This is a genomic window from Fusobacterium necrogenes, from assembly GCF_900450765.1.
GTDB classification, from domain to species: domain Bacteria; phylum Fusobacteriota; class Fusobacteriia; order Fusobacteriales; family Fusobacteriaceae; genus Fusobacterium_A; species Fusobacterium_A necrogenes.
This window is the reverse complement of sequence record NZ_UGGU01000003.1, coordinates 975285-1000232: the sequence shown is the minus strand read 5'-3', so window position 1 is coordinate 1000232 and position 24948 is coordinate 975285. Positions and strand designations below refer to the sequence as shown.

Genomic DNA, 24948 nt, shown 5'->3' with positions numbered 1-24948 from the left:
CCTTTTCGCCATATTGAACTCTTTATTTCAAAATACTATTTCAATAAAAATTTTAATAATATTTTTGTAATTATTAAAATCTACTATAAAAGTTAATAAAAAAGTATAAAATAATACAAGGAGCTGAGTTTATGGGATTATCTACTAATATTGAGAAACGTCGTGAAATGATTTTGAATGGGAATATTCTTAATACATTATTATTTCTCTCTTTTCCTACTCTTATGATGGGAGTTGTTCAATCTCTTATTCCACTATCTGATGGATTATTTTTAAATCGTACTTCAGGATATTTAGTAGCTGCTGCTATTGGATTTGGGCAACCAATAATTAATATAATAAATGCTCTTTCTCAAGGATTAGGTGTAGCATCTATGGCTATTGTAGGCCAAATAAATGGAAGTGGAGACTTAGAGAAAACAAAAAAAATTTGCACTCAGATAATGGTTTTTTCATTTATATTAGGATTAGTAGTAGCACCCACTTCAATACTGTTTGCTTCTATAGTTTCAAAAACTATAAGTGTAGAGATAGCATATGATACATTCCTTTATTTGAGCTTATATTCAATTGTTATACCTATGTTATTTATGGCAGCTATTTTTAATGCTATCAAAAATGCAACAGGGCAACCTGAAGCAACACTTATTAGGATGATAATTTTATTAGTATTGAAAATTGTTTTTAATACTCTTTTTTTAGCTATACTTCATTGGGGTGTTATAGGGGCAGTATTAGCTTCACTTTGTTCATATATAATTATAGCTATTTGGATGTACTATGATTTATTTGTGAAAAAAAGTTTAACTAAACTAGAGTTGAAAGGATTTTCATTTGATTTTCTTCTTTTAAAAAGACTGATTAAGCTTGCTTTTCCTACTATGTTGACTTATTCTTTAATAAATTTTGGTTTTTTTCTTATTAATATGGAGGTTGAAAAGTATGGGGCTTATGTTTTGACTGCACAGACAATAGCTAGTAATATCAATGCTATGTGTTTTAATCTTCCGGCTTCAATAGGAACTACTGTGACTACTATGGTAAGTATAAATATAGGTGCAAAAAAATCAAAAAATGCTAAAAAATCATTTATGTATGGGTGTAAGGTTAGTATTGTAATATCTTTGATTATAATAGCATTATTTTTACCAAGTAGTAACTATTTGGTAAGATTATTCCAGGACAATGAGGCGATAGTTAGTATAGCTGATCATTCTTTAAAAATTTATACCTTTTCAATAGTAGGATTTGGCGTATTCATGGTATCTCAAGGAGCATTTGTAGGTTTAGGTAGAACAAAATTTCCGCTTATTATGGGAATTTTAAGAGTATGGTTAATAAGATATATTTTTATAATTATGACTAAGAAGTGGTTAGGTGTAGATTCTGTTTTCTGGGGAAATTTAGTTTCTAATTATGTGGCGGGAACAATATTTTTTTATATAGTTACTAAGATACAGTGGAGATCTGCTTTAGGGAGAGAAGTATAAATATTTTATGAAATTTAGCTCGTTTAAATTATAAAGAGAGGAATTCATATATTTTAATTGTACTATATATTGAAAATATAAAAAGGAGAGTAAGTGAAGAGAATAATCATGCATTATGATATGGATTGTTTTTATGCCTCCATTGAGATAAGGGATAACCCCAAATATAAAAATCTACCTTTGGTAGTAGGTGGTGGAGTGGTGACAACAGCAAGTTACAAAGCTAGAAAATATGGCATACATTCAGCAATGAATGTATTTGAAGCAAAGAAGCTTTGTCCTCATCTTTTGGTTGTTCCAGTAGATAAAGATAAGTATATAAAAGTTTCTCAAAAAATTCAAAGTTTAGTATTGAAAATAACAGAAAAAGTTGAATTTATTGCATTAGATGAAGGATATGTAGATATAACTGAAGTTATAAAAAAATTTCCTAGTTTGAAAAGCTTTGCTGAGAAATTTAAAGAAAGAATAAAATATCATACTGGTCTTACTTGCTCAGTTGGGATAGGGATCAATAAGTTGAGTGCTAAAATAGCAAGTGGAATAAATAAACCAGGTGGAGATTACATATTTAGTTCACAACAAGAATTTATGGAGTATTTAAGAGATAAAGATGTAAAAATTATTCAAGGAGTTGGAAATAAGTTTAAAGAACTTTTAAATAAGGATAAAATACATAAAGTAGAAGATCTATATAAATATACTTTGATGGAGTTGATTGGAAAATATGGAAAGTCTAGAGGTGAGTTACTATATCTTTCCTGTCGTGGAATAGACCATGAGGAGATAGATTATCAAAGAGCAATTCATTCAATAGGAAATGAAAATACGTATAGATATTCTTTAGATTCTGAAGGAAATATTAAAAAGGAACTAGAACAGATTTTTGACTATTCCTATAATAGACTGATAAAAGAGGGGTTAATAGCTAAAACGGTAATTTTAAAAATAAAATTTTCAAATGGCGAGCTTATAACACGCTCAAAAAGCTTTACAATTCCAACTGATAGTAGACAAATCCTTTTTGAAAGTCTAGAGGACCTTTATGATGGAGTTGAAAAGGAATTTGGAGTCAGATTACTTGGAATTTCATTTGGAAATTTGACAAAAAAATCTATTAGGCAATTGAGTTTTTTTTAGATATAATATATTAAAAAGATTAGGAGGTAATATCTATGTTACTTTTTAAATTGATATTATTTATAGGTGTATTTTTAGCAATAATTTATGGAGTTGAGTTATGTATGCCACCTTTTGGACAATTATACTATACTAATCCATTGGAGATTTTAGTTTCATTGTCACAGACTTTGAGCTATAAATTAAAGATTTCAAAAAATATATCTATGGTTGTAACAATATTAATTGTAGGGATATTACCACTTTTTATTACAATTATGACAGGAAGAATTACAAATAAAAAAAAGAAAAAATTTAAATATAGGTTTAAGTAAAAAGACTTCGGAGGAGAAACAGAAATGGAATGGAAAAATCTTGAGATTCAAGACAAGAAAATTATAGATGAATATACCAAAAAGAGATTTAATACTTGTGACTATAATTTTACAAATCAAATATTATGGAGTATAGGAGAAAAAACACAGTATAAAATAAAAGATGGAGTACTTATTATAAAAGGAATATATGAGAATGAAGAATATTATTACATGCCTATTCCTAAAGATGAAAGTAGCATAAATTTATCTGAATGGAAAATGGTGATTAAAAAAATTATAGAAAGTGGGAAAAAAATTATTTTAGTTCCTGAATATTGGAAAAATCTTTTAGAGAAGGAGTTTATCTTAGAGGAAAGAAGAGAAAGCTTTGATTATATATATAATTCTCAAGATTTAAGAACTTTAAAAGGAAGAAAATATTCTAAGAAAAAAAATAGAATAAATAACTTTAATAAATTGTATAATTATGTATATGAAAGAATAGGAAAGAATAATATAGCTGAAGTTATAGAGTTTCAAGAGAATTGGTGCCAAACTAGAGGCTGTTATTCTATTCCAATATTAAATAATGAAAATTTAGGAATCATGAATATTTTACATAATTATGATAATTTGGATTTGATAGGAGCTTTTATAAGAGTAGATGGGAATATTATAGCTTATACTATTGGAGAGAAATTAGATGATGAGTATGCAGTAATACACATTGAAAAAGGGCTAAGTAATTATGTTGGAAGTTATCAAGCAATTAATTATTTATTTGTTCAAATGGAGTTTTCTAATTGCAAATACATTAACCGTGAAGATGACTTTGGAGATGAAGGTTTAAGAGAGGCAAAAGAGTCTTATCATCCAGCTTTTTTATTAAAGAAATATGAAATAGTAGGGGTAAGGTAATCTAAGGGGGTACGTATGAAAAAAATTATATATTTTTTAGTCTTAGTTCTTGCTTTAGCTTTAATAGGATATAGTCAGATTAGGCCAGTAGATAAGTCTATATCTATTGTATCAGCTGATTATAAAGAAGAGGGCGAATTTTATAAATATGATATAAAAATTCCTCAAATAAAGGATGAAAAAAGTGAAGATTTTACATATTTTAATCTCACTATGCAAGAGAATATGAGATATATTATAGAAAATCTTTCTAATAAAGAAAATGATGGAGGTATAGAAGAGGCATACATATCTTTTGAAAATCATAAAAATAGTTTTGGAATACTTTCTATATCTGTTTTAACTAATGTTTATAAGGGTGGTGCCCATTCTATGAATAATGTAGAAAGTTATAATATGAGTTTAAAAGAGAGAAGTATTTTAAGTTTGGATAAAATTTTTACAGATGATGCTATTGAATATTTTAATATGATGATAAATGATAAAATAAAGAATAAAGAGAGAGTGTTAAATACAAAAGGAAAAGAGGTAATTTTCTTTGATAATGCTGAAGCAGATATAAATAATGCAGTAGTTTATTTTGAAGGAGATAATGTTGTGTTTATATTTTTAGAGTATGACTTGTCTCCGTATTCTAGTGGAATGCCTGTATTTAAGTTTAATAAAAGAGAGATAAAAAAATATTTAAATGTATAGTTTGATGGAAAATGTTTGCTTTATTGTTTAGAAAAATGATATAATATTCTGAATATATTAAAAAATAGGAGTAGTAAAATGGAGATGAAAAATATTATAGCCAAAGTTAATTATTTCTCAAAGCTTGCTAGAGAAAGAGAGTTAACAGAGGCAGAAAAAGAAGAGAGAGAAAAGTATAGGCACTTATATTTAGAAAAGTTTAAAGCTCAAGTTAGAGGACATCTTGACAAGATAAAAATTGTAGATGTAGAAACCAAAAATGATAATAAATTCAAGATAATATAATTTACGGGGGCATATATAATGGAAAAAAATACAGTAAAATCTCTATATAGAGAGACAGAAAAATATCTAGACCAAGAAGTTATAATAAATGGTTGGGTAAAAAAGATAAGAGACCAAAAGAACTTTGGATTTATTGAAGTAAATGATGGTTCTTTTTTCAAAGGAGTACAGGTTGTATTTGATACAAGACTTAGTAACTTTGAAGAAGTCTCTCGTCTATCTATAATATCTTCGATAGAGGTAAAAGGAAAATTAGTGAAATCACAAGGAGCTGGACAAGCTTTTGAAATAATGGCTGAAGAGATAAATGTATTCCAAAAAGCTGACTTAGAATATCCTTTACAAAATAAAAGACACACTTTTGAATACTTAAGAACAAAAGCTCACTTAAGACCAAGAACAAATACTTTCTCAGCAGTATTTAGAGTAAGGTCAGTAGTAGCTTATGCTATACATAAATTCTTCCAAGAGAATGGATTTGTTTATGTACATACTCCAATCATAACAGGTTCTGACTGTGAGGGAGCAGGAGAGATGTTTAGAGTAACTACTCTAGATTTAAACAGCCTGCCTAAAAAAGAAGATGGAACAGTAGATAATTCTAAAGACTTCTTTGGAAAAGAAACTAACTTAACAGTAAGTGGACAATTAAGTGGAGAAACTTTCTGTTCAGCATTTAGAAATATATATACATTTGGACCTACATTTAGAGCAGAAAACTCTAATACAGCTAGACACGCTTCTGAGTTCTGGATGATAGAGCCAGAAATTGCTTTTGCTGATTTAGAGGCAAATATGGAACTAGCTGAATCAATGGTTAAATATATAATCAAATTTGTAATGGACGAGTGTCCAGAAGAGATGGAGTTCTTCAATAACTTCATTGAAAAAGGATTATTTGACAAATTAAATAACGTATTAAATAGTGACTTTGGAAGATTAACATATACAGAAGCAATAGATATATTACTAAAATCTGGTAAGAAATTTGATTATCCAGTTGAATGGGGAATCGACTTACAAAGTGAGCATGAGAGATATTTAGCTGAAGAGTATTTCAAAAAGCCAGTATTCTTAACTGATTATCCTAAAGATATCAAAGCTTTTTATATGAAACTTAATCCAGATGGAAAAACTGTAAGAGCTATGGATCTATTAGCACCAGGAATTGGAGAGATAATAGGAGGTTCTCAAAGAGAAGATAGTTTAGAGATACTAGAAAATAGAATAACTGAATTAGGAATGAAACCAGAGGATTATGAATTCTATCTAGATTTAAGAAGATTTGGAAGCTTCCCACACTCTGGATATGGACTAGGATTTGAAAGAATTATAATGTATATAACAGGAATGACTAATATCCGTGACGTAATTCCTTTCCCTAGAACACCTAATAATGCTGAATTTTAATTAAGAGGGGTATATGATAAAAGTTTTTATAATCTTATTAAGTTTGGGGTTAATATTTTATATAGTTACTTATTCATACTCATTTAAAGTTTTAAAGAAAGTACAAAAAGTTCTTCAATTTAAAGAGATAACTTTTATAGAGAATAAAGATTTTGATTATGATGAGGTAGTTAAAGATTTAGAAAAAGATTTATTTGTTGAGAGAAGAGTTACAACTTCAAAAGAATATATAAATGAAGAATTGGAATATGTAGTTATAAGGAATAAAGGTGAGGTAAGTGATAGCTTACCTTGTCTTATCTTACTTCATGGACTCAGGGATTGTCCAGATGATTGGTTAGAAAGAGGGAGAATAAGAGAAAATTATCTTATATTGCTAAAATCTGGAAAAATACAAAAAATGAATATAGTACTTATTAATTCTGGTTGCGATGGTATGGGGTGGTATACTAATTTTTATAGGGATAAATCACACCAGTATGAGAGATATATCATAAAGGAGATAGTATCAGGTTTAAAAAAAGAGTTTCCTAAATCTAATTTTGGAATTGCAGGATTTTCAATGGGAGGTTATGGAGCTTTTAAATTAGGACTTAGACATTTGGAAATTTTTAAAGTGATAGGAAGTTTTTCTGGAGCTACTAGTATTGTTAGAATGAGTGTCAATAGAAGAGTCATTAGATTTTTTAGTTTTCTTTATATTCCAAAGAGATTATTTAATAATGAGGATAAACTTCATTTTTTAAGAGTTTTTGGTTCTTGGGGATATAAGATATTAAAAGAAGACCCATATACAATGATAAAAAGATTAGATAGATCTAAGTATGAGAATAGATATTTTTATACAAGTGTTGGAGAAAAGGATATAGAGCCTTATCTAATGCTACAGCAATGGATAGACACCGTAGGAAGAATGAAGAAGCATAATTATAATTTTGTAGGGTATCTTTGTAAGGATGAAACACATACTTGGGAGTATGTAGCAAGAGATTTAAAAAACTTTTTAATATATTTTAATGAAAAGATAAGGAATGTAGAATGAAAAAGATGATAAAAGAGATAATAGTAGTGGAAGGTAGAGATGATATAGCAGCTGTAAAATCTGCTGTAGATGCTGAAGTGATACAAGTAAATGGATTTGCTGTAAGAAAAAAAGAGAATATTGAAAGAATAAGAGTAGCTCAAAAAAACAGAGGAGTAATAATTTTAACTGATCCTGATTATGCTGGAAATGAGATAAGAAAATATATACATAAATTTTTTCCTGATGCAAAGGACGCTTACATAAGAAGAAGTGAAGGAACAAAAGATGGAGATATAGGTGTAGAAAATGCTTCGCCAGAATCTATTATAAAAGCTTTGGAAAAGGCAAAATGTACAGTAGAAAAGGAGTTACAAAGTAGTTTTACTATGACTTATCTTATGGAGTGTGGATTAGTTGGTGGAATAGAAGCAAGTGAAAGAAGAGAAAAGGTTGGAGGAAAATTAGGTATAGGATATTCTAATGGTAAACAATTTCTTTCTAAATTAAATAGATATGGAATAACAAAAGAGGAGTTTGAGAAAGCTCTCAACTCCATAAAATAAAGAGTTTTATAATATCATTTCAGTTATTCTCATAAAGTTTTCAAAAGCTATTTTTCTTATATCATTTTCATTATAGCCTCTTTTATATAGTTCTTCTAATACAGATACAGCTTTTGAGGCATTTTCTAATCCTATTGGATTAATATCTTCATCTTTTTTATCAATATATAGATATTCACAAAAGTCAAAACCAAGAGCTGCATGTTTTATCCCTACTAATGATATAATATGCTCTATATGATCTACGTATCTTTCTAGATTTTGTTTATATCTATCTCGTGCTAAAAACTTTTTATAAGCATTGATACCTATAACTCCATCTCTTTTAGCTATTGCTTTTATCTGTTCATCAGTCAGGTTTCTTTTATGATCACAAAGAGCTTTAACATTAGAATGAGAAGCTATAATTGGTTTAGTAGTATTATCATAGATATCCCAAAAAGTTTTATCATTAGCATGTGATACATCTATAATCATCCCTAATTTTTCCATCTTTTTTACTGCTTCTTTTCCAATAGAGGTGAGCCCTCTTTCTTTATCTCCATCTACTCCAGTAGCTAAATGATTTTCTTCATTCCAGGTAAGAGAAGCGTGTCTAAAACCTAACTCATAAAAAGTATCTATCCAATCAAGATTTTTTCCGATAGCCTTTAATCCCTCTATTCCCATAATTATATCAAATTTTCCTTCAACTATACCTCTATTAAAATCACCTTTTTCTCTTATTATATTAAATATATCCTGATTTTCCCTTATTTCATGGATAGTTGAATTGATTAAATGAAACATTTCTTTTTCATCATCTTGTCCTTCGATTTGTTCAAGATATGCGATAAATATTCCCCCCATTATATTTCCGGTTTTTAATCTATCCAAATGATATTTTTTAAAAATATTCTCTTCACCTAGTTTTCTTTTTTTAGCTACATCATACCAGATATCAGCATGTCCATCAAAAATCTTCATATTATCCCCCTATGTTGTTCTTTAAATTTTAGAAGAAAATTATTTCTACTTCAGCTTCGTACCAAGGTCCCTGCTCATCTTCTCCCTCGGTTACAAAGAACTCGATTTGCACATCTTCTAGAGTTAAACCTATAGAATGGAGTTCTTCATCTTGAAAAAATTCTATTTTTTTGAATTTTGTATTTTCTAATTTTTGAGCTATATCTTCTCTAGTTTTGACTAATTCTACTAAATCTTCCTCTAATGTATAACCCCTTTTTTCAAACTCTTTTGATATAGATCCTATCTTTTTTAATAACTTTTCAGATAACATTTTTCCTCCTATTTTAATTTAAAAAATGTTTTTATTTTATTTAGTTTTTTTAATATTGTTAGTATTAATTTTATTTTTTTTATTTCTAGTGAAATTTTTTCTATAGCTTTTTCCATCTGTTTTTCTATTTCAGTCTCTGTTAATTGTTTTTTCAAATTTACTCCTTTCAAAAGTACAGGGTTACATAATTATTATATAATATATTTAATAGGTTGAAAACAGAATTTTAAAAAATTTAATTTTTCTTTTAATGAGATTAAGAATATGATATAATTTATTAGGGAAATGTATACTAAATTATTTTACTGTATTAGCAAGGAGAGAAAATGTTTTTTATAGGAGTTTTTGGTATAGGGAATAAAAATAAAAGTTTATGTAATGTTTCATTTAAATGTACAGCTTGTATCAATGAAAAATTTTCTCTTGTAGAATTGAGTCAAAGCTTTGATATTTTTTTTATACCGATTTTTAAATTTTCCAAAGAGTATATCATTATTTGTAGACAATGTAAAAGTGTTTATAAGATAAAAAAGGAGTCTATTTCAAAAGTTTTAGAAAAAAAGATGGTAGAATATGAGGATATTGAAAAAATAGTTTTAGAAACTGAAGTATGTCCATACTGTGGTACTAATGTGGCTAGTAATTTCTCTTTCTGTCCTAAGTGTGGGAAATCTTTAAAGGACTAGAATTATAGGAGGTATTTCAATGTTTTTAATTACATTAAAGGGAGTAATTACAGGGCTTATTTTATCTCTTCCTTTTGGGCCAGTAGGAATATATTGTATGGAAAAAACTATGATAGAAGGACATAAAAGAGGCTATGTTTCGGCTTTAGGAATGGTAACAGTAGATATTATTTATGCACTTACTGCACTCTTATTTATGAGTTATGTAGAAGATTTAATAATGAGATATGAATCTTTATTGCAAATTTTAGTAGCTATATTTTTAATTTTTGTTGGTTGGAAAAAATTGGAAAAAAGAGTAAAAATAAAGAAAATAGAATGTACTCCGACAGGAATAGTAAAAGACTATTTTACAACTTTTTTTATTGCATTAGCTAATTTATCTGGAATATTTACAATACTAGTTATTTTTACTACTTTAAAAGTTTACTCCGAAGAAACTTTTTTAGTGGCTCCATTTATAGCTTTGGGAATATTTTTAGGTGGTTCTATTGAATGGTTTACGACGACATATGTAATAGCCAATTTTACAAAGGTGTTGGATGAGAGAAAATTGATTAAAATTTCACAGTTGTCTGGAGGAATTATTTTTTTGTTTGGAGTGCTAATACTAGCTAAAAATACTTTAAAAATTTTATAAATAAGGAGTTAAAATTGAAATGGAAAATAGAGAATTTGATAAGTACATAACTTATGATGAAAAAAATAAAAATATAAAGATTGCTGTGGCTATGAGTGGAGGAGTAGACTCCTCTACTGTAGCTTATATTTTAAAAAAGCAAGGATATGATTTAATAGGGATAACTATGAGAACTTGTCATCCAGAAGATTCGGACGCTAAAAAAGTTTGTGAAGATTTAGGAATTCCTCATTATGTATTAGATGCTAGGAAAGAGTTTAAAGCTACAGTCATAGATTATTTTTTAAATGAATATTTACAAGGAAAGACTCCTAATCCATGTATGGTATGTAATAAATATATAAAATTTGGTATGCTTATGGATTTTGCACGTTCTAAGGGAGCAAATTTTATGGCAACTGGTCATTATACGCAATTAAAAGATGGAGTACTTTCTATGGGAGATGATCCAAATAAAGATCAAGTATACTTTCTTTCTCAAATTGATAAAGAGAATTTAAAGTATATAAAATTTCCTATAGGTGAATTAGAAAAACCAAAGGTAAGAAAATTAGCAGAACAATTAGGTGTGAGAGTATATGCTAAAAAAGATTCTCAAGAGATCTGTTTTGTTGAGGATGGGAAATTAAAAGAATTCTTAGTTACTCATACGAATGGAAAGGCTGGAAAAAATGGAAATATAGTAACTATTGATGGAAAAATATTAGGGAAACATAATGGTTTATCATTTTATACTATTGGACAAAGAAAAGGGCTGGGAATATCTCAAGAAAAACCTTTATATGTGATAGCTTTAGATAGTAAAAATAATAATGTAATAGTAGGAGAAAATGAGCTATTATTTAAAGATGAACTTATGGCTGAAAAGATAAATCTTATCTCTCTAGAAGAATTAAAGGATTTAGATGGTTTGATTTGCTGGGCTAAAACACGTTCTAGGGATAAGCTTCATAAATGCCAATTAGAGCTTTTAGAAAATGGAAATATTAAAGTTAGTTTTTTAGAAGATAAGGTAAGAGCTGTAACACCAGGTCAAGGAGTAGTATTTTATGATATAGAAAAAAAAGTCTTAGGAAGTGCCTTTATTCTTTAGATAGTATAGTTAAGCTTTAGAGGAGGGAGCAGAGATGAAAAAAATATTGATAACTTTTGTTCTTTTACTTGCTACTATTCTTACTTATAGTAATGAAAATAGTGTGGATGATAAGATAAAAAAATATGCTGAGTACAAGAAATTAGTGACTGAAAATAGAGAGAAGCAAATTAAAAAAAATCTTCCTTCACCTCAGGAGATAGATATTTATTATACTCAGGAAAAATTAAGATTAGAGAAAGAGAGACTTGAGTATGAAAAAAAGTTAGCTTATGATAGATTAGAAGCTGAAAGAAGAAGGGAGAATTTAATTAATGCTGCTATCATAGGTGGTATAGGTTATGGAACATATAGAGTAGGAAGACACCATCATTGGTGGTAAACTCTTATATGTTAAAGAGAAGATTAAAAAAGGCTGTTGTAATAACTAGAATCAAAATCTTAGAGAACTAAGATAAAGGAGAGGATATTACAGTGGTCTCTTTTATTTTTAAATTAACAAATATTATTATTTCTAAAATAATTCTAGCAGTTTTGTATACTATTAATTACTTAAATTTATATCTATCACTAGGGTAATTAACTATTATTTTTATAGGAGTTATTCTCCAGGATAAACAATTCTCATCTCATTTCTGGTTTTGATTTTATCTTTTAAAAGATTATATACAACACTATCTTTTATTCTAGATACAACTCCAGTAACTATAGTTTCTGTAACAGGATAAGTTTTATTCAGCTTTTGCATAAATAGTAATTTTGATACAACATCTAAATTTTTTCTTTGAAAATTTCTCTTTATTTAGTGCTACATAGTTAATCTTATTACTACTTTCTGTTTTTTGCCTTAACTTATTAATTTCAATAAAGATAACAATATTTTCAGCAGCAACAATAGAAAAGCTCTTTAAGAGAGGAGTTTTTTATAACTTGAATCAATAGCAAAAGCCCCTAAAGGTGCTGTAATTAAAATAGAAAGAATAGCGATTGTAAGAACTATATCTCCACAAGCCAATCCCATTGTTAAAGGAATAGATCCAATAGCAGCTTGTACAGTTGCTTTAGGTGAATAAGCAATCATAGTAAATAGACGTTCTTTATAGTTTAAATTTGTACCTAAAAGTGATAAAAAAACTCCTAATATACGAAAAATGATGACTCCAAAAATTAAAAAGATACTTGTTAAACTAGAGCTAAGTGCATAGGATATATTTACATTAGCACCTACTAAAACAAATAACATGAGTTCGCTTGCAATCCAAAGTTTTGAAAATTTAGATGAAAGTCTTGTAGCTACTTCTTTTTTGAACTTTTGAATTACTATTCCCATTGTCATTATAGCTAAAAGAGCAGAAAAAGTAAATATTCCAGTATTTACTTTTTCTAATGTAACTAAAAGAAAGGAGATACTTAAAATAATAATTACTTTTATACTATCACGGAGATGTATTTTTTTGAAAAATAGAGCTAGTAGTTTACCTATAATAGCTCCTACTATAAAACCAGAGATTATAGAACTAGGAATTTTTATAAAATCTGTTATAAGTATACTTTTACCAGTTGCTAATTTACTAAAAGCTGTAAAGAGGACAATTACAAATATATCGTCGACTGAAGCACCAGCCATAATCAGTTGAGGAACCTTTTTCTTTTTATCATAACCTTCTTCGATGAGTCTTAGCATTTTTGGAACGATTATAGCTGGAGAAACAGCAGCTATGACGGTTCCAAGTACAGCAGAGTCTAGAAGTGACAATCCTAAAAGTTTAGGAGCTAATATAAGCATACCAATAATTTCAAAAGTAGCTGGAATAAAACACATAAGAAAAGCTGGGCGACCTACTTTTTTTAAATCTTCAATATCTAAATTAAGTCCAGCTCTAGTCAAAATTATAATAAGAGCAATTTGTCTTAAGTCTTCGGAAATATTAAGTATACTTGGATCTAGTAAATTTAGAACATATGGACCCAAGATAATACCAGTGAGTAACATTCCAAGGAGTGCTGGAAGTTTTAATTTTGTAAAAATACCTCCTAATAGCATTCCACACAAAAAGATAAGAGCTAAACTAAATAACATAAAAATCTCCTTTCAAATATGTAAAAATAAAAAAGCTGATACTTCTACCTAAAGTAGAAGTCATCAGCTAATAAGCAGTTTAGGTTTATACCAAGGGAGAACTTCATTCCCATTAATTTATTTTAGCATATTAAAAATTAAAAAGCAAGTAAAAGCAGAAAAATTTTTTAAATTAAAGAGATTAGACGTATGGTAAATAGACTTATACATATTTTATCTAAAAAATTATTAAGTCTCAAAATTTTAAATTTACTAATGATAGCCATTCTTTTCTTAAAGATATGTTATTATTTTAGTATATATGATAATAGCTGTAAAAACTAAAACTTAATTTTTAATATTTGATAATTTTTTTTATTTTTAAAAAAAGCTTGATTTTTTTCAAGAATGAGTATATACTTATTTTAAACATATAAGATAAAAGGAGGTCGCAAAGATGTTATTTATAATACTTAGCATAATATTTGTCATATATATAATACTCAAGATGAAAAAACTGAATAGGAAAATTTTTATGTTAGGTAATATTTCTAGTATCTTTTCGTACCTATTTTTTAAAGAATATAGATTTATTTAATTAGTTTTGGTTTATATTTTTAATGGGGAAAATAATATAATTAAGATTTTAGAAAAATTTAACAGCCTAACTGGGCTGTTTTTTTATTACTAAAATTTTAGTAAGAAAGAGATTTTAGGAGGAGATTTTATGCAAGTAACATTTGAGGAAACAAAAACTTTAAAGGAGAAACCAAGTGACAATGAGTTAGGATTTGGAAAATACTTTACTGACTATATGTTTGTAATGGATTATACTGATGAGAAAGGGTGGTACAATTTTAAAATTACTCCCTTTGCTCCAATAGCTCTAAATCCAGCAACTATGGTACTACACTATGCTCAAGAGACATTTGAGGGGCTTAAAGCATACAGGACAAGAGAGGGAAAAATTCTTCTATTCAGACCAGAGATGAATGCTAGAAGAATGATAAAATCAAATGAAAGACTATGTATGGCAACTATTCCAGAGGATTTATTTGTAGATGCTATCAAAACTCTAGTCAACCACGAAAAGGAGTGGGTACCTCACTTAGAGGGAACATCTCTATACATTCGTCCATTTATGTTTGCTACAGAGGTAGCAGTAGGGGTACACCCAGCAAGCTCATACAAGTTTGTTGTAATTCTATCCCCTGTTGGAAACTACTACCCAGAGGGAGTAAACCCTGTAAAAATCTATGTAGAAGATGAGTATGTAAGAGCTACTAAGGGGGGAACAGGATTTACAAAATGTGGTGGAAACTATGCAGCTAGTATTATAGCTCAAGAGAAAGCTAGAAAGCTAGGTTATACACAGGTACTTTGGCTAGATGGAGTAGAAAGAAAATATGTAGAGGAAGTAGGAACTATGAATGCTATGTTTATCGTAGACAACGAGGTTTATACAGCTCCTATTGATGGAACTGTACTTCCAGGAATTACTAGAGATTCTTGTCTTACTCTTCTAAAAGCTTGGGGATACAAGGTACACGAAGAGCATTTCTCTATTGATTTCTTGATGAAAGCAGCTAGAGAGGGAAGAGTTCAAGAGGCTTTTGGAACAGGAACAGCAGCTGTTATCTCTCCTATTGGAGAGCTTTTCTACAAAGGGGACAAACAGATTATAAATGATTTTAAAACTGGAGCTATAACACAAAAACTTTATGATACTCTTACAGGTATCCAGTATGGAAAAGTGGAAGATAGCTTTGGTTGGACACAGGAAGTGTAGATTTTAAGGGGAGATTTTATGGAAAACTTAGGATATTTAGATAGGATTTTAGCTGAATATGAGAGGAGTTTTGATATTTATAGGGAGTATGAGATTGGGGATAAAAAGATTGATGCCTATGGATATTTTAACTCATACAGTGAGAAGTACCTGCTAGTTAAAGAGGTACAACTCTGGGAAACAAAAGCCTTTGAACATATATTTTTTATTGAAAAAGAGAATGTAGATAGCTCTACACTTGAAGATTTGCTCTCTCTTATTCCTAGCTATATAGAGCCTAATCTTGTAAGAAAGGGGAATAAATATCCTGAGAAAAATCATATGTATAGCTTTATTACTCTAGTTATTCTAGCAGAGAATATATCTGATTTGGAAACTATCAAAAGGGTAAAAAAATATAAGTTTGAGAAAAGTTATCTTTTCTCTTTTAGAGGCTATTCCCAAGCTAGAGTAATCTTAGTAGATACAAAAAATAAAAATATATATAGTAACAAATCTGGGAAGACTTTAGAAAAATTATATAAACATCTTATCAAATAATAATTATAACTATTTTGATTTCAACTGACTAAAGAAAACTCAAAGAATTGTGTAATTTATTAGAGCCTAAATAGCTTAAGAATTACGGAGATTGAAAAGAATATTAGAGTAAGTCAGAGAAAACGAATGCTAAAAAACATAACTGTTTGAGGCGTAGCCGAGTTTTATGTTTTTAACGAGTTGAACTTTACTTACTCTTTATTCTTTGAACGAGAGTAATTCTTAAAGCTATTTCTCATTAAACTTCTTGGAATATGGAGCAATTCTTAGTTTTCTTTTTAAAAGGATAGTTATAAAAATTTTAATAAAACATCAGGGAGGATTTTTTATGAAAGGAATTACACTTTTAGTTATCACAATTTTATGCTTTTTAGTGGCTTATATCACTTATGGTTCGTGGCTTGCAAAGCAGTGGGATATCGACCCTAAGAGAAAGACACCAGCTCACGATTTTGAAGATGGAGTAGACTATATTCCAGCTAAGGCACCTGTACTTTTAGGACACCACTTTGCTTCAATAGCTGGGGCTGGACCTATCAACGGACCTATTCAAGCTGCTGTATTTGGTTGGGTTCCTGTACTTTTATGGATTATTCTTGGAGGTATTTTCTTTGGAGCTGTACAAGATTTCTCAGCTATCGTTGTTTCTATCAGACACAAAGGAAAATCTCTAGGAGAGGTTATTGAGGAGAATATCGGACACAGATGTAAAATGTTATTTACAATTTTCTCTTGGCTAGTTCTACTTTTAGTAGTGGCAGCTTTCTCTGATATTGTAGCTTCTACTTTCCAAGGATACTCTATCAATCCAGATGGAACAAAGGTCTTCTACTCAGCTAATGGTTCTGTTGCCACAGCTTCTATGCTATTTATTCCACTATCTATTGCCTTTGGATTTTTAGTTTATAGAAAGAATGCACCTCTAGCTGTATCTTCAGTGGTTGGAGTTTTACTATTAGCTCTTTGTATTGCTGTAGGATTAAAATACCCTATCTATCTAAGTAAAACTTTCTGGTTAGGAGTGGTTTTTGTATATATCTTTATCGCTTCTGTTACTCCAGTTTGGATTTTATTACAACCTAGAGATTACTTAAATAGTTTCTTACTATACTTTATGATTATTGCAGCAGTAGTAGGAATTTTAGGAACTAACCCTACTATCAACCTACCAGCTTTTACAGGTTGGACAAATAGCTTCAATGGACAAGTGATGTTCCCATACCTATTTATCACAGTAGCTTGTGGAGCTATCTCTGGATTTCATAGCTTAATCGCCTCTGGAACTACATCAAAACAGTTAAACAATGAGGGAGATGCTAAGTTAATTGGATATGGTTCTATGCTTATTGAGTGTATATTGGCTGTAATCGCCCTTATAGCAGTAGGAGCTCTTTTCTCTAATGGAAAGATGCCTCAAGGAACTCCAGCTGTGGTTTTTGCCTCTGCTATCTCTGGATTTTTCAGCAAATTAGGAATGGGACAGGCAGCAGTAAATACTACATTTACAGTTATCTCTCTAGCTATCTCTGCCTTTGCTTTGACATCTTTAGATACAGCTACAAGATTGGGAAGATTCCTATTCCAAGAGCTATTTACTAGCAATAAAGCTAAAGAGAATAGTAAGGTACAAGGTTACTTAGGAAATATGTATGTGGGAACTTTCATCACAGTGGGACTTGGAGCAGTACTTTGCTTAGGTGGATACCAAAATATCTGGCCTTTATTTGGAGCGTGTAACCAATTAGTTGCTGTACCTTGCTTCTTAGGTGTGTCTGTATGGCTAGCTAAAAAAGGAAAGAAAAACTTTATGCTTTTAATCCCAATGTTCTTTATGCTTGCAGCTACTATGAGTTCATTACTTATCTCATTTAAAACTAACTTAGCTCTTCTTTTAAATGGAAAGGGTAGCTTAGCAGTTCAAGGACTTCAAGTGGTAGTTTCATTACCTATCTTTGTCCTAGCTCTTATCCTAGTAGTAGAGGGAATGAAAGTTTTATGGGAGCATAGAAAGAAAAAAATGGGAGTCATTAAATCTGTAAATAATTAATTAATAAGAGTAAAAAAATGAAGCTTTATGATTAGAAAATCGTAATAGCTTCATTTTTATGATTATTTTATTATTTAATTAATCTATTTTTTGCTACTTTCATGGAAAACTTCACTTAAGGTAACTATGTTTTGTAATTCACTAGGAATTATTATTTTAGTAGCATTACCATTAGCAACTTTAGCAAAAGTTTCCATACCTTTTAGAGTAAGTACAGATTTATCTGCTCCAGCTTCTTTTAGTAATCTAATTGCTTCAGCTTCGGCATTTTGTATTTTAAGTATTGCTTCTGCCTTACCTTCTGCTTCTCTAATTGCAGCTTCTTTTTTAGCTTCAGCTCTTAAAATTGCTGCCTCTTTTTCTCCTTCTGCTACTAAAATAGAAGATTTTTTTTGTCCCTCTGCTCTCAGAATAGCTTCCCTTCTCTCTCTTTCAGCTTTCATTTGCTTTTCCATGGCATCTTGTATTTCAGCAGGTGGAATAATATTTTTTAACTCCACTCTATTAATTTTTATTCCCCACGGATCTGTTGCTTCGTCTAATATAGCTCTCATTTTTGTATTAATAGTATCTCTAGAGGTAAGAGTGTGGTCTAGCTCCATTTCTCCTATTATATTTCTAAGAGTTGTAGCTGTTAGATTTTCTATAGCACTAAGAGGTTTTTCTACTCCATAAGTATAGAGTTTTGGATCTGTAATTTGAAAATATATTACAGAGTCAATCTGCATAGTAACATTATCTTTTGTAATAACTGGTTGTGGCGGAAAATCTAAAACTTGCTCTTTTAGTGAAACTTTTCTAACAATTCTATCTATAAATGGAATTAAAATATTTAGTCCAACGTCCCAAGTAGTTAGATAAGCTCCTAATCTTTCAATTACAAAAGCTTGTGATTGTGAAACGATTCTTACATGTGTAGCTAATAATATAATTATAATCAAAATTAATAAAAATATAAAAAACATTAGATCCCTCCTAATTTATTTAGATTAAATTTTTAAATATCTAAAATTTCATCTTCTAATTTAATTAAAAGCAGTTTATTTCCCTTTATTTCTTTTACTTGAGCTATTTCATCTATTTCTAATTTGTTTTTACAAATAGATTCCCAAATTTTTCCATCTAGTTTAACTATGTATATTCTTTCATTACCTCGTATTAAAATATTATCAACTTTGACGTTAGCTTTTCTGATTCTATCTACTTCTTTTCTCTTACTTTTAAGATAAACTATAGTTGTCTTTCTAATAAGTAAAAGTGAAATACCAGATATTACTATAAAAATAAAAAATTGATAATCAATGGGAAGATATGTAAAAAACATAGTTACAAAAGCTCCAATAGCAAACCAAATAGATAATAATCCAAAGCTAATACCTTCTATTATCAAAAATACTACTCCTATAAAAAACCAAGTCCACATGTTTCTCTCCTTCCATAATTTTTTATATTTTTACAGTTCTCTCTTTAAAAATAGGATTTTTTATGATCATCACTATTAAAGGAATCACCATTAATATCCAAACAATTGGTTCAGAAACTATTATTCCCATATATCCTATACTAGGTGTGAGGAAAAAAGCTACAGCTACTTTTCCAACTAACTCTATAAAACTGGAGAAAATTGGAGTTATTAAATCTCCTATTCCTTGCATAGCATTTCTCAATATGCATATAATAGCTGGGACAAAATAAAATATCGTATTTATTTTTAAATATTTTTCTGCTATATTAATTATTTCAGAAATTCTAGTTCCTGTAACTAGATATACTAACTGTGGAGAGATTGTGTAACTTAGTATCAAAATAAAAGCACACCAAACCCAAGTTATATAAAGAGCTTGCCATATTCCTATTTTTATTCTCTTATACTCCCTAGCTCCTTTATTTTGTCCACAATATGTTGCCATTGTAACACTCATCACTCCAAATGGAAGCATAAAAAACTCTGTTATCTTTCTAGCTGCTGTATGAGCTACTATTGTATTTGTTCCAAGAGCATTGATAGCTATTTGTAGAGCCAAAGTTCCAAAATATACAAGGGACATCATCATTCCCATAGAGAGACCAGAACCATAAAGTTTTTTTACGAGTTGTATATCTATTTTGAAATCCTCTTTTTTCAATCTAAGATTTGGATATTTTTTCCACATATATACTACACAAAATAGTACTGATATTCCTTGAGAGGTGACTGTTGCCCAAGCTGCTCCAACTACTCCCATTTTAAGATTAAGTATAAAATATAAATCCAAAAATATATTAAATCCACAAGCTATAACTAAAAATATAAGAGGAGCTATTGTATCTCCAATAGCTCTTAATATTCCAGCAAAAGCATTATAAAACATAGTAGCTATTATTCCCAAAAGGATAATTTTAATATATCCATAAGATTGTGAAAAAATTTCATTAGAAACATTTAATATATTAAGTATTGGTTTTAAAAATGTAACACTAAAAAAACTTATGAATAGTGCTGTTAAAAAACCTAATAAAAATGTTCCCCCTATACTTTTCCTTATATTCTTTTCATTTTTTGCTCCAAAATTTTGAGCAATAATAATAGAAAATCCATTTGTAAGTCCTGTTAGAAAACCAATAAGTAGAGTACTTATTGCTGTACTTGCCCCAACAGCTGCTAGAGTATTTTCTCCTAAAGTACTTCCCACTATCCTAGTATCTGTTAAGCTATAAAAAAGTTGAAATAAATTCCCTAGACACACTGGGATAGCAAATTTTAGCATTTGTTTTGTAGGACTACCTGTTGTTAGATCTGTCATAATTAAGTCTTCTCCTCGATTTTTAACCTCAATATTTGTAGAGCTTTATTAAATAAATACTTGTACCATTATCAATAATTATACATAGATTTTTATTTTTTATCTATCATTTTTTAGAATATTATTAACTTTCCCAAGTAATATCTAGAATTTCTCCCTTATTATCAGTAATAACTACAAGAATTTGACTGCTAAACTTTTTATCTAGCATAAAATCCCATACAGCATAGTCTTCATATTTTGGGTATATTCCTACTCTTACTAGATTTATAACCCTAAAAAGTTTCTCATCTATTGGAAGAGTTTTTTCTGTTTCTTCAGTGAGTTTTTCTATATCTTTTTTATCGAATTCTTCTATGTGCCAATCTATCCACTCTTTTGTAAGACCCCAGTCATCAAAATCCTCATTTAATTTTTCTTCTATTTTTTCTTTAAAACTAGATAAGTTTGAAATATATTCATCATACTCTAATATCCAATCTTTTTTTCCTACTACTTCCTCTAAATCCAAATCTAATTGGATATCTCTATCCTTTAAATGAATAGTAGTTTCATAATAGTCTTTATTGATATCAATCTCTCCAAAGAATCTTATCTTCATCTTCTTACTTCCTTTCTCCTTAGATTTTTTTATTATTATAGCATAACTATAATTATATAGATAGTAACTAATTAAAGAAAACTCAGAGAATTGTGAAGGAAACACTGAAAGCTTTGCTTTTTGCGTCTCAAAATTTTTTTCACATTTGGATAGTTTTCTCTTTTTGTAACGCTTCTAGTCCTTGTAAATATTTCATTAAGATATTCTGCCTCTTCTTTAGTTACTATTGACATAAGTATCCATCTAATCAATTTTCTTATTTATTTTAATTTTCCATATATACACTCATCATAAATTATGCCATTTTTATATAGATTTTTCTCTTATTCCTTCTAATTTAAATCCATTTTTTTCAATTACTCTTCTTGAGTCAATATTATCTTTAAAAGTGGTCGCCATTATTTTAATAATATCTAACTGCTCAAATGCTAATTCATAAACTTTTTCTGTTGCCTGTGTCATTATTCCTCTTCACCAATATTCAGTTGAAGGATAATAACCTAAGACCCCCTCTTTAATATAAATATCTCCTCTTTTTTCAATACTTATTGTTTCACAAATTTTTCCATCAATAACAATAGCTCTGAAGATTCCATTGCTTCCTTCATTTTTTCTACATAATCTAAATAATCTAACCACCAAATTACATCTTCAGCTTTATAAGGGTTTGGAATTCTATTTGATAAATATTTTCTATCTATTTTATTACAAATATCCTTCAATTCATACTTATACTTTTTATTCCATTTTCTTAATTCTACTTTCATATTTCTCTCCCTTTTATAATCTAATATTTCTCTTGTAACTTTCAATTTTTCTTTCTGGTAATTTTCTCTCTATATTATTTAATATACTCCAAAAATTTTTATTATCCTATGAAAATAAAAAACAGTCAGTATTTTTTAAAAATTTCTGACTGTCAAATTTAATTTAAAATTTATTGTAGCTCTATCCTACTATGACTAGGTTCTCTGAAACATTTACACTCCCTACCACGGCTTAGGGTTCTCCTCATTCAAGTTATGTAATAAATTTTATTTTTAGTCAATTTTTAATTATTTCTCCTTAGTTATCAAGTTAAATACATTCTATATTTCTATATATTTTTTATCTAAAGTTTCGACTTTTCTTCAGCTAGTTTTAATAATCTATCTCTCGTATTATATCTTTTATCAAACTCCACCGCAATCCCAACTCCAAGAGCATAATCTCTCTTTATACAGTGAGCATAATAATAATCTTTTTGATTAAATATATCCTCCTATATACATACTTTTTTGCAACCATAAGTTTATATTTTAATTTTGTCATAATAATATGTCATTTTCAGAACTTTTGAGTATTATATTGACAATTAGATTTAAAAATGTTATATTCAAATTAATAAGAATATTTTATCTTCAGGGCAGGGTGAGGTAACAATTCCCGACCGGTGGTTATAGTCCACGAGAATTTTTTAATTCTGATTTGGTGAAATTCCAAAACCGACAGTATAGTCTGGATGGAAGAAGAAAAGATATACTATTTTTTCGTTTATTTTGCCCAGAGTTTTCTGGGTTTTTTTAATAGTTATCTTTAAGTTTTCCATTAAAAATATTTAATTTTTATGGAGGTTGTTATGAATAAATATTATATTGGATTTGATGCTGGAACTCAAAGTGTTAAGGTTGCTATCTATTCATTAGAAATGGAGTGTGTAGCTGAAAAATCTTATCCTACTACTCTCAATTATCCTCAATCTGGTTGGGTAGAGATGGATGTAAATGAATATTTAGAAGCTTGTAAAAAAGGGATAAGAGATTGTGTTACACAGATGAAGGAAAAAGGCTTAAATCCAAGTGAAGTGAGAGGAATTTTTGGTGATGGAATAATCTGTGGTATTGCTGGAATAGATGAAAATGGTAAACCTATAACACCATATGTAAACTACTTAGATTCTCGTTGCCAAAAAGATGTAGAGGAGCTTTTAAGTAAAAATTTTGATATCTGGGCTAAAGAAACTGGAAATCCTACTCCTAACTGTATGTTTCCAGCTATGATAGCTAGATGGTTTTTAAAAAATACTAAATTTCTAGAAAATGGTTGTAAATTTGTTCACAATGCTCCATATATTTTGATGAACCTAGCTGGATTATCTCCTAAAGATGCTTTTATAGATTGGGGAACTATATCTGGTTGGGGACTAGGATACAATGTCTATAAAAAAGAGTGGTCAGATGAACAACTTAAAATTTTAAATATAGATAAAAAATATCTTCCTAAAATAGTAAAACCTTGGGATATAATTGGAAACCTTTCTCAAGAGATGGCAGAGTTTACAGGATTACCAGCAGGTATTCCTATCTGTGCTGGTGCTGGAGATACTATGCAATCTATGTTAGGTTGTGGGCTTTTAGAGAAAAATATGGCTGCTGATGTAGCTGGTACTTGTGCTATGTTCTGTGTATCAACTGATGGAATAAAAGAGGAGTTGAGCAAACCAGAAAATGGATTGATTTTTAATAGTGGAACTTTAGAAAACTCATATTTTTATTGGGGATTTATAAGAACAGGTGGACTTGCTCTTAGATGGTTTAGAGATAATATCTGTGATAAAGTTGGTGAGGATTCATATTTCGATAAACTTTCTAAAGCAGCAGAAAAAATTCCAACTGGAGCTAATGGAGTTTTATTTTTACCATATCTCACTAAGGGAGTTGGAGAATTAGCAAATGCCTCTGGTTGTTTTTTAAATATGGGAATGGATACTGACCAAGCTACACTATGGAGAGCTGTACTAGAAGCTATTGGATACGACTATATTGGAATCACAGATATATATAAAAAAGGTGGAGTATCCCTAGAGGAGATAACTATAACTGAGGGTGGAAGCAAAAGTAACCTTTGGAATCAAATAAAAGCTGATATGCTAAATACCAAAACTAAGACTTTTAAGAAATCTGGCGGAGCTGTAATGATGAATGTATTAACTGTGGCTTATGCTCTTGGAGATATAAAAGATTTAAAAGAGGTAATAAAAAATAATTTAGAGATTAATAAAAATTATCTTCCTCAAAAAGAAAAAACTGATTATTATAGAGAAATTTTTGAAACTAGAAAGATGCTCTTAAACTCTGAAATGAAGGAAGTTTTCAAAATTTTAGAAAAAGTAAAATAAATTTTTACTTGACAAATAAAAAAAATTATACTATACTTTAGACAATTTAATAGTTCCGGTAAGTAAGGCTACTATAGGGATATGGGTTACTGCCGCAAAATAGTGGAGACACTATGCGCTGGTTTGAACAGGCAACATCGAAACCAAGGTGTTATCTAATGTAACTTCACCGCCCTACAGAGTTGAAGCTCAAACGGTGGTAAAAAATAGTTTTTATTTTTTATATTTATTTGGATATTACTCCATACCACTGTTTGAATTGGGATGGAGTTTTTTATTTTCTTGATTTTTTAGGAGGTGCAAAATGGACGTAGAAAATAGTGGCAGTAGTATGTATTTAAAAGTTCAATATTTATCAGACATCTTTTTCTATGTCTGTTTTTAAGTTCGCCCTTGTTCTTTTAAATATATGCTACCCTGTTTAAGCTTTAAAGATATTTTAAAATTAAGGA

28 protein-coding genes and 3 riboswitches are annotated in these 24948 nt (G+C 29.2%); of the genes, 17 read left to right on the top strand and 11 right to left on the bottom strand.

The window, feature by feature from the left end; all coding sequences use genetic code 11:
• Positions 1–131 precede the first annotated feature (131 nt).
• The 9 genes from DYA59_RS05010 to rnmV all read left to right on the top strand — a co-directional run bounded on the left by DYA59_RS05010 (position 132) and on the right by rnmV (position 7822).
• Positions 132–1490, top strand: coding sequence for an MATE family efflux transporter (locus DYA59_RS05010; RefSeq protein WP_115269978.1), 1359 nt, complete (start codon positions 132–134; stop codon positions 1488–1490).
• Positions 1491–1583: 93 nt separating this feature from the next.
• On the top strand, positions 1584–2630 hold the full coding sequence (gene dinB, locus DYA59_RS05005; protein WP_115269976.1) for a DNA polymerase IV: 1047 nt from the start codon (positions 1584–1586) through the stop codon (positions 2628–2630).
• A gap of 35 nt (positions 2631–2665) precedes the next feature.
• Positions 2666–2944 carry a hypothetical protein gene (locus tag DYA59_RS05000; protein ID WP_115269974.1) on the top strand — a complete coding sequence of 93 codons (279 nt, stop codon included), beginning with the start codon at positions 2666–2668 and terminating at the stop codon, positions 2942–2944.
• Between the two features lie 24 nt (positions 2945–2968).
• Entirely contained in the window at positions 2969–3844 is an 876-nt protein-coding gene (locus DYA59_RS04995) for a DUF2156 domain-containing protein (RefSeq protein ID WP_115269972.1), read from the top strand.
• A gap of 15 nt (positions 3845–3859) precedes the next feature.
• Positions 3860–4540, top strand: coding sequence for a PdaC/SigV domain-containing protein (locus DYA59_RS04990; protein ID WP_115269970.1), 681 nt, complete (start codon positions 3860–3862; stop codon positions 4538–4540).
• Between the two features lie 78 nt (positions 4541–4618).
• On the top strand, positions 4619–4825 hold the full coding sequence (locus DYA59_RS04985) for a DUF896 domain-containing protein (protein ID WP_147368825.1): 207 nt from the start codon (positions 4619–4621) through the stop codon (positions 4823–4825).
• An 18-nt stretch (positions 4826–4843) separates the two neighbouring features.
• A complete protein-coding gene (asnS, locus tag DYA59_RS04980; protein WP_115269968.1) occupies positions 4844–6235 on the top strand; it encodes an asparagine--tRNA ligase in 1392 nt (463 codons plus the stop codon).
• 13 nt (positions 6236–6248) lie between these two features.
• Complete coding sequence (locus DYA59_RS04975) at positions 6249–7277, top strand: alpha/beta hydrolase (protein ID WP_115269966.1); 1029 nt, start codon at positions 6249–6251, stop codon at positions 7275–7277.
• Complete coding sequence (rnmV, locus tag DYA59_RS04970) at positions 7274–7822, top strand: ribonuclease M5 (RefSeq protein ID WP_115269964.1); 549 nt, start codon at positions 7274–7276, stop codon at positions 7820–7822. The genes DYA59_RS04975 and rnmV overlap by 4 nt, the downstream gene beginning before the upstream one ends.
• Before the next feature lie 6 nt (positions 7823–7828).
• On the opposite strand, the gene DYA59_RS04965 is transcribed toward rnmV, so the two are convergent.
• The 3 genes from DYA59_RS04965 to DYA59_RS09490 are packed head-to-tail and all read right to left on the bottom strand — an operon-like array spanning position 7829 to position 9256.
• Positions 7829–8788: a dipeptidase gene (locus DYA59_RS04965; protein WP_115269962.1), complete on the bottom strand. Its 960-nt coding sequence runs from the start codon at positions 8786–8788 to the stop codon at positions 7829–7831.
• 28 nt (positions 8789–8816) lie between these two features.
• The gene (locus DYA59_RS04960; protein ID WP_115269960.1) at positions 8817–9101 is read right to left on the bottom strand and encodes a hypothetical protein; all 285 of its coding nucleotides are present in this window, start codon (positions 9099–9101) and stop codon (positions 8817–8819) included.
• An 8-nt stretch (positions 9102–9109) separates the two neighbouring features.
• The gene (locus tag DYA59_RS09490) at positions 9110–9256 is read right to left on the bottom strand and encodes a hypothetical protein (RefSeq protein WP_172606954.1); all 147 of its coding nucleotides are present in this window, start codon (positions 9254–9256) and stop codon (positions 9110–9112) included.
• A gap of 171 nt (positions 9257–9427) precedes the next feature.
• Between DYA59_RS09490 and DYA59_RS04955 the strand changes: the two genes are divergently transcribed.
• The 4 genes from DYA59_RS04955 to DYA59_RS04940 are packed head-to-tail and all read left to right on the top strand — an operon-like array spanning position 9428 to position 11902.
• Positions 9428–9787 carry a zinc-ribbon domain-containing protein gene (locus tag DYA59_RS04955; RefSeq protein WP_115269958.1) on the top strand — a complete coding sequence of 120 codons (360 nt, stop codon included), beginning with the start codon at positions 9428–9430 and terminating at the stop codon, positions 9785–9787.
• Positions 9788–9806: 19 nt separating this feature from the next.
• Positions 9807–10427 carry a LysE family translocator gene (locus DYA59_RS04950; RefSeq protein ID WP_115269956.1) on the top strand — a complete coding sequence of 207 codons (621 nt, stop codon included), beginning with the start codon at positions 9807–9809 and terminating at the stop codon, positions 10425–10427.
• A 19-nt stretch (positions 10428–10446) separates the two neighbouring features.
• Positions 10447–11520, top strand: coding sequence for a tRNA 2-thiouridine(34) synthase MnmA (mnmA, locus tag DYA59_RS04945; protein ID WP_115269954.1), 1074 nt, complete (start codon positions 10447–10449; stop codon positions 11518–11520).
• Between the two features lie 34 nt (positions 11521–11554).
• A complete protein-coding gene (locus tag DYA59_RS04940; protein ID WP_115269952.1) occupies positions 11555–11902 on the top strand; it encodes a hypothetical protein in 348 nt (115 codons plus the stop codon).
• Between the two features lie 219 nt (positions 11903–12121).
• On the opposite strand, the gene DYA59_RS09485 is transcribed toward DYA59_RS04940, so the two are convergent.
• Positions 12122–12268: a hypothetical protein gene (locus tag DYA59_RS09485; protein WP_172606953.1), complete on the bottom strand. Its 147-nt coding sequence runs from the start codon at positions 12266–12268 to the stop codon at positions 12122–12124.
• Positions 12269–12427: 159 nt separating this feature from the next.
• Entirely contained in the window at positions 12428–13600 is a 1173-nt protein-coding gene (locus DYA59_RS04935; protein WP_115269950.1) for a cation:proton antiporter, read from the bottom strand.
• A gap of 47 nt (positions 13601–13647) precedes the next feature.
• Positions 13648–13720, bottom strand: a riboswitch (Fluoride riboswitch).
• 586 nt (positions 13721–14306) lie between these two features.
• Between DYA59_RS04935 and DYA59_RS04930 the strand changes: the two genes are divergently transcribed.
• From DYA59_RS04930 to DYA59_RS04920, 3 genes are all read left to right on the top strand, one after another.
• Positions 14307–15368 (top strand): branched-chain amino acid aminotransferase, encoded by a 1062-nt coding sequence (locus DYA59_RS04930; RefSeq protein ID WP_115269948.1) that lies wholly within the window; start codon positions 14307–14309, stop codon positions 15366–15368.
• An 18-nt stretch (positions 15369–15386) separates the two neighbouring features.
• Positions 15387–15908 (top strand): hypothetical protein, encoded by a 522-nt coding sequence (locus tag DYA59_RS04925; RefSeq protein ID WP_115269946.1) that lies wholly within the window; start codon positions 15387–15389, stop codon positions 15906–15908.
• 328 nt (positions 15909–16236) lie between these two features.
• Complete coding sequence (locus tag DYA59_RS04920) at positions 16237–17955, top strand: carbon starvation CstA family protein (RefSeq protein ID WP_115269944.1); 1719 nt, start codon at positions 16237–16239, stop codon at positions 17953–17955.
• Positions 17956–18038: 83 nt separating this feature from the next.
• On the opposite strand, the gene DYA59_RS04915 is transcribed toward DYA59_RS04920, so the two are convergent.
• The 6 genes from DYA59_RS04915 to DYA59_RS04890 all read right to left on the bottom strand — a co-directional run bounded on the left by DYA59_RS04915 (position 18039) and on the right by DYA59_RS04890 (position 22106).
• Positions 18039–18920 carry an SPFH domain-containing protein gene (locus tag DYA59_RS04915; RefSeq protein WP_115269942.1) on the bottom strand — a complete coding sequence of 294 codons (882 nt, stop codon included), beginning with the start codon at positions 18918–18920 and terminating at the stop codon, positions 18039–18041.
• A 32-nt stretch (positions 18921–18952) separates the two neighbouring features.
• Entirely contained in the window at positions 18953–19378 is a 426-nt protein-coding gene (locus DYA59_RS04910) for an NfeD family protein (protein WP_115269940.1), read from the bottom strand.
• A gap of 22 nt (positions 19379–19400) precedes the next feature.
• The gene (locus DYA59_RS04905) at positions 19401–20738 is read right to left on the bottom strand and encodes an MATE family efflux transporter (protein ID WP_115269938.1); all 1338 of its coding nucleotides are present in this window, start codon (positions 20736–20738) and stop codon (positions 19401–19403) included.
• Positions 20739–20862: 124 nt separating this feature from the next.
• Positions 20863–21339, bottom strand: coding sequence for a DUF2004 domain-containing protein (locus DYA59_RS04900; protein WP_115269936.1), 477 nt, complete (start codon positions 21337–21339; stop codon positions 20863–20865).
• Between the two features lie 306 nt (positions 21340–21645).
• Positions 21646–21801 carry a GNAT family N-acetyltransferase gene (locus DYA59_RS04895; protein WP_115269934.1) on the bottom strand — a complete coding sequence of 52 codons (156 nt, stop codon included), beginning with the start codon at positions 21799–21801 and terminating at the stop codon, positions 21646–21648.
• Between the two features lie 83 nt (positions 21802–21884).
• Entirely contained in the window at positions 21885–22106 is a 222-nt protein-coding gene (locus DYA59_RS04890; protein WP_115269932.1) for a hypothetical protein, read from the bottom strand.
• 625 nt (positions 22107–22731) lie between these two features.
• A riboswitch (FMN riboswitch) is annotated at positions 22732–22856 on the top strand.
• 101 nt (positions 22857–22957) lie between these two features.
• Here DYA59_RS04890 and DYA59_RS04885 point away from each other — a divergent pair.
• Entirely contained in the window at positions 22958–24496 is a 1539-nt protein-coding gene (locus DYA59_RS04885; protein ID WP_115269930.1) for an FGGY-family carbohydrate kinase, read from the top strand.
• Positions 24497–24543: 47 nt separating this feature from the next.
• Positions 24544–24705, top strand: a riboswitch (M-box (ykoK) riboswitch).
• Positions 24706–24948 lie beyond the last annotated feature (243 nt).

Bases quoted from the DNA above. Each gene is read 5' to 3' on its own strand.
- mnmA (WP_115269954.1), top strand. From the start codon at position 10,447: ATGGAAAATAGAGAATTTGATAAGTACATAACTTATGATGAAAAAAAT.
- DYA59_RS04995 (WP_115269972.1), top strand. From the start codon at position 2,969: ATGGAATGGAAAAATCTTGAGATTCAAGACAAGAAAATTATAGATGAA.
- DYA59_RS04900 (WP_115269936.1), bottom strand. From the start codon at position 21,339: ATGAAGATAAGATTCTTTGGAGAGATTGATATCAATAAAGACTATTAT.
- DYA59_RS04990 (WP_115269970.1), top strand. From the start codon at position 3,860: ATGAAAAAAATTATATATTTTTTAGTCTTAGTTCTTGCTTTAGCTTTA.
- DYA59_RS05010 (WP_115269978.1), top strand. From the start codon at position 132: ATGGGATTATCTACTAATATTGAGAAACGTCGTGAAATGATTTTGAAT.
- DYA59_RS04950 (WP_115269956.1), top strand. From the start codon at position 9,807: ATGTTTTTAATTACATTAAAGGGAGTAATTACAGGGCTTATTTTATCT.
- DYA59_RS04895 (WP_115269934.1), bottom strand. From the start codon at position 21,801: ATGACACAGGCAACAGAAAAAGTTTATGAATTAGCATTTGAGCAGTTA.
- DYA59_RS05000 (WP_115269974.1), top strand. From the start codon at position 2,666: ATGTTACTTTTTAAATTGATATTATTTATAGGTGTATTTTTAGCAATA.
- DYA59_RS04965 (WP_115269962.1), bottom strand. From the start codon at position 8,788: ATGAAGATTTTTGATGGACATGCTGATATCTGGTATGATGTAGCTAAA.
- DYA59_RS04885 (WP_115269930.1), top strand. From the start codon at position 22,958: ATGAATAAATATTATATTGGATTTGATGCTGGAACTCAAAGTGTTAAG.
- DYA59_RS04910 (WP_115269940.1), bottom strand. From the start codon at position 19,378: ATGTGGACTTGGTTTTTTATAGGAGTAGTATTTTTGATAATAGAAGGT.
- DYA59_RS04960 (WP_115269960.1), bottom strand. From the start codon at position 9,101: ATGTTATCTGAAAAGTTATTAAAAAAGATAGGATCTATATCAAAAGAG.
- DYA59_RS04925 (WP_115269946.1), top strand. From the start codon at position 15,387: ATGGAAAACTTAGGATATTTAGATAGGATTTTAGCTGAATATGAGAGG.
- DYA59_RS09485 (WP_172606953.1), bottom strand. From the start codon at position 12,268: ATGCAAAAGCTGAATAAAACTTATCCTGTTACAGAAACTATAGTTACT.
- DYA59_RS04905 (WP_115269938.1), bottom strand. From the start codon at position 20,738: ATGACAGATCTAACAACAGGTAGTCCTACAAAACAAATGCTAAAATTT.
- rnmV (WP_115269964.1), top strand. From the start codon at position 7,274: ATGAAAAAGATGATAAAAGAGATAATAGTAGTGGAAGGTAGAGATGAT.
- DYA59_RS04975 (WP_115269966.1), top strand. From the start codon at position 6,249: ATGATAAAAGTTTTTATAATCTTATTAAGTTTGGGGTTAATATTTTAT.
- DYA59_RS04920 (WP_115269944.1), top strand. From the start codon at position 16,237: ATGAAAGGAATTACACTTTTAGTTATCACAATTTTATGCTTTTTAGTG.
- DYA59_RS04955 (WP_115269958.1), top strand. From the start codon at position 9,428: ATGTTTTTTATAGGAGTTTTTGGTATAGGGAATAAAAATAAAAGTTTA.
- DYA59_RS04915 (WP_115269942.1), bottom strand. From the start codon at position 18,920: ATGTTTTTTATATTTTTATTAATTTTGATTATAATTATATTATTAGCT.
- DYA59_RS04985 (WP_147368825.1), top strand. From the start codon at position 4,619: ATGGAGATGAAAAATATTATAGCCAAAGTTAATTATTTCTCAAAGCTT.
- DYA59_RS04940 (WP_115269952.1), top strand. From the start codon at position 11,555: ATGAAAAAAATATTGATAACTTTTGTTCTTTTACTTGCTACTATTCTT.
- DYA59_RS04935 (WP_115269950.1), bottom strand. From the start codon at position 13,600: ATGTTATTTAGTTTAGCTCTTATCTTTTTGTGTGGAATGCTATTAGGA.
- DYA59_RS04930 (WP_115269948.1), top strand. From the start codon at position 14,307: ATGCAAGTAACATTTGAGGAAACAAAAACTTTAAAGGAGAAACCAAGT.
- asnS (WP_115269968.1), top strand. From the start codon at position 4,844: ATGGAAAAAAATACAGTAAAATCTCTATATAGAGAGACAGAAAAATAT.
- DYA59_RS04890 (WP_115269932.1), bottom strand. From the start codon at position 22,106: ATGAAAGTAGAATTAAGAAAATGGAATAAAAAGTATAAGTATGAATTG.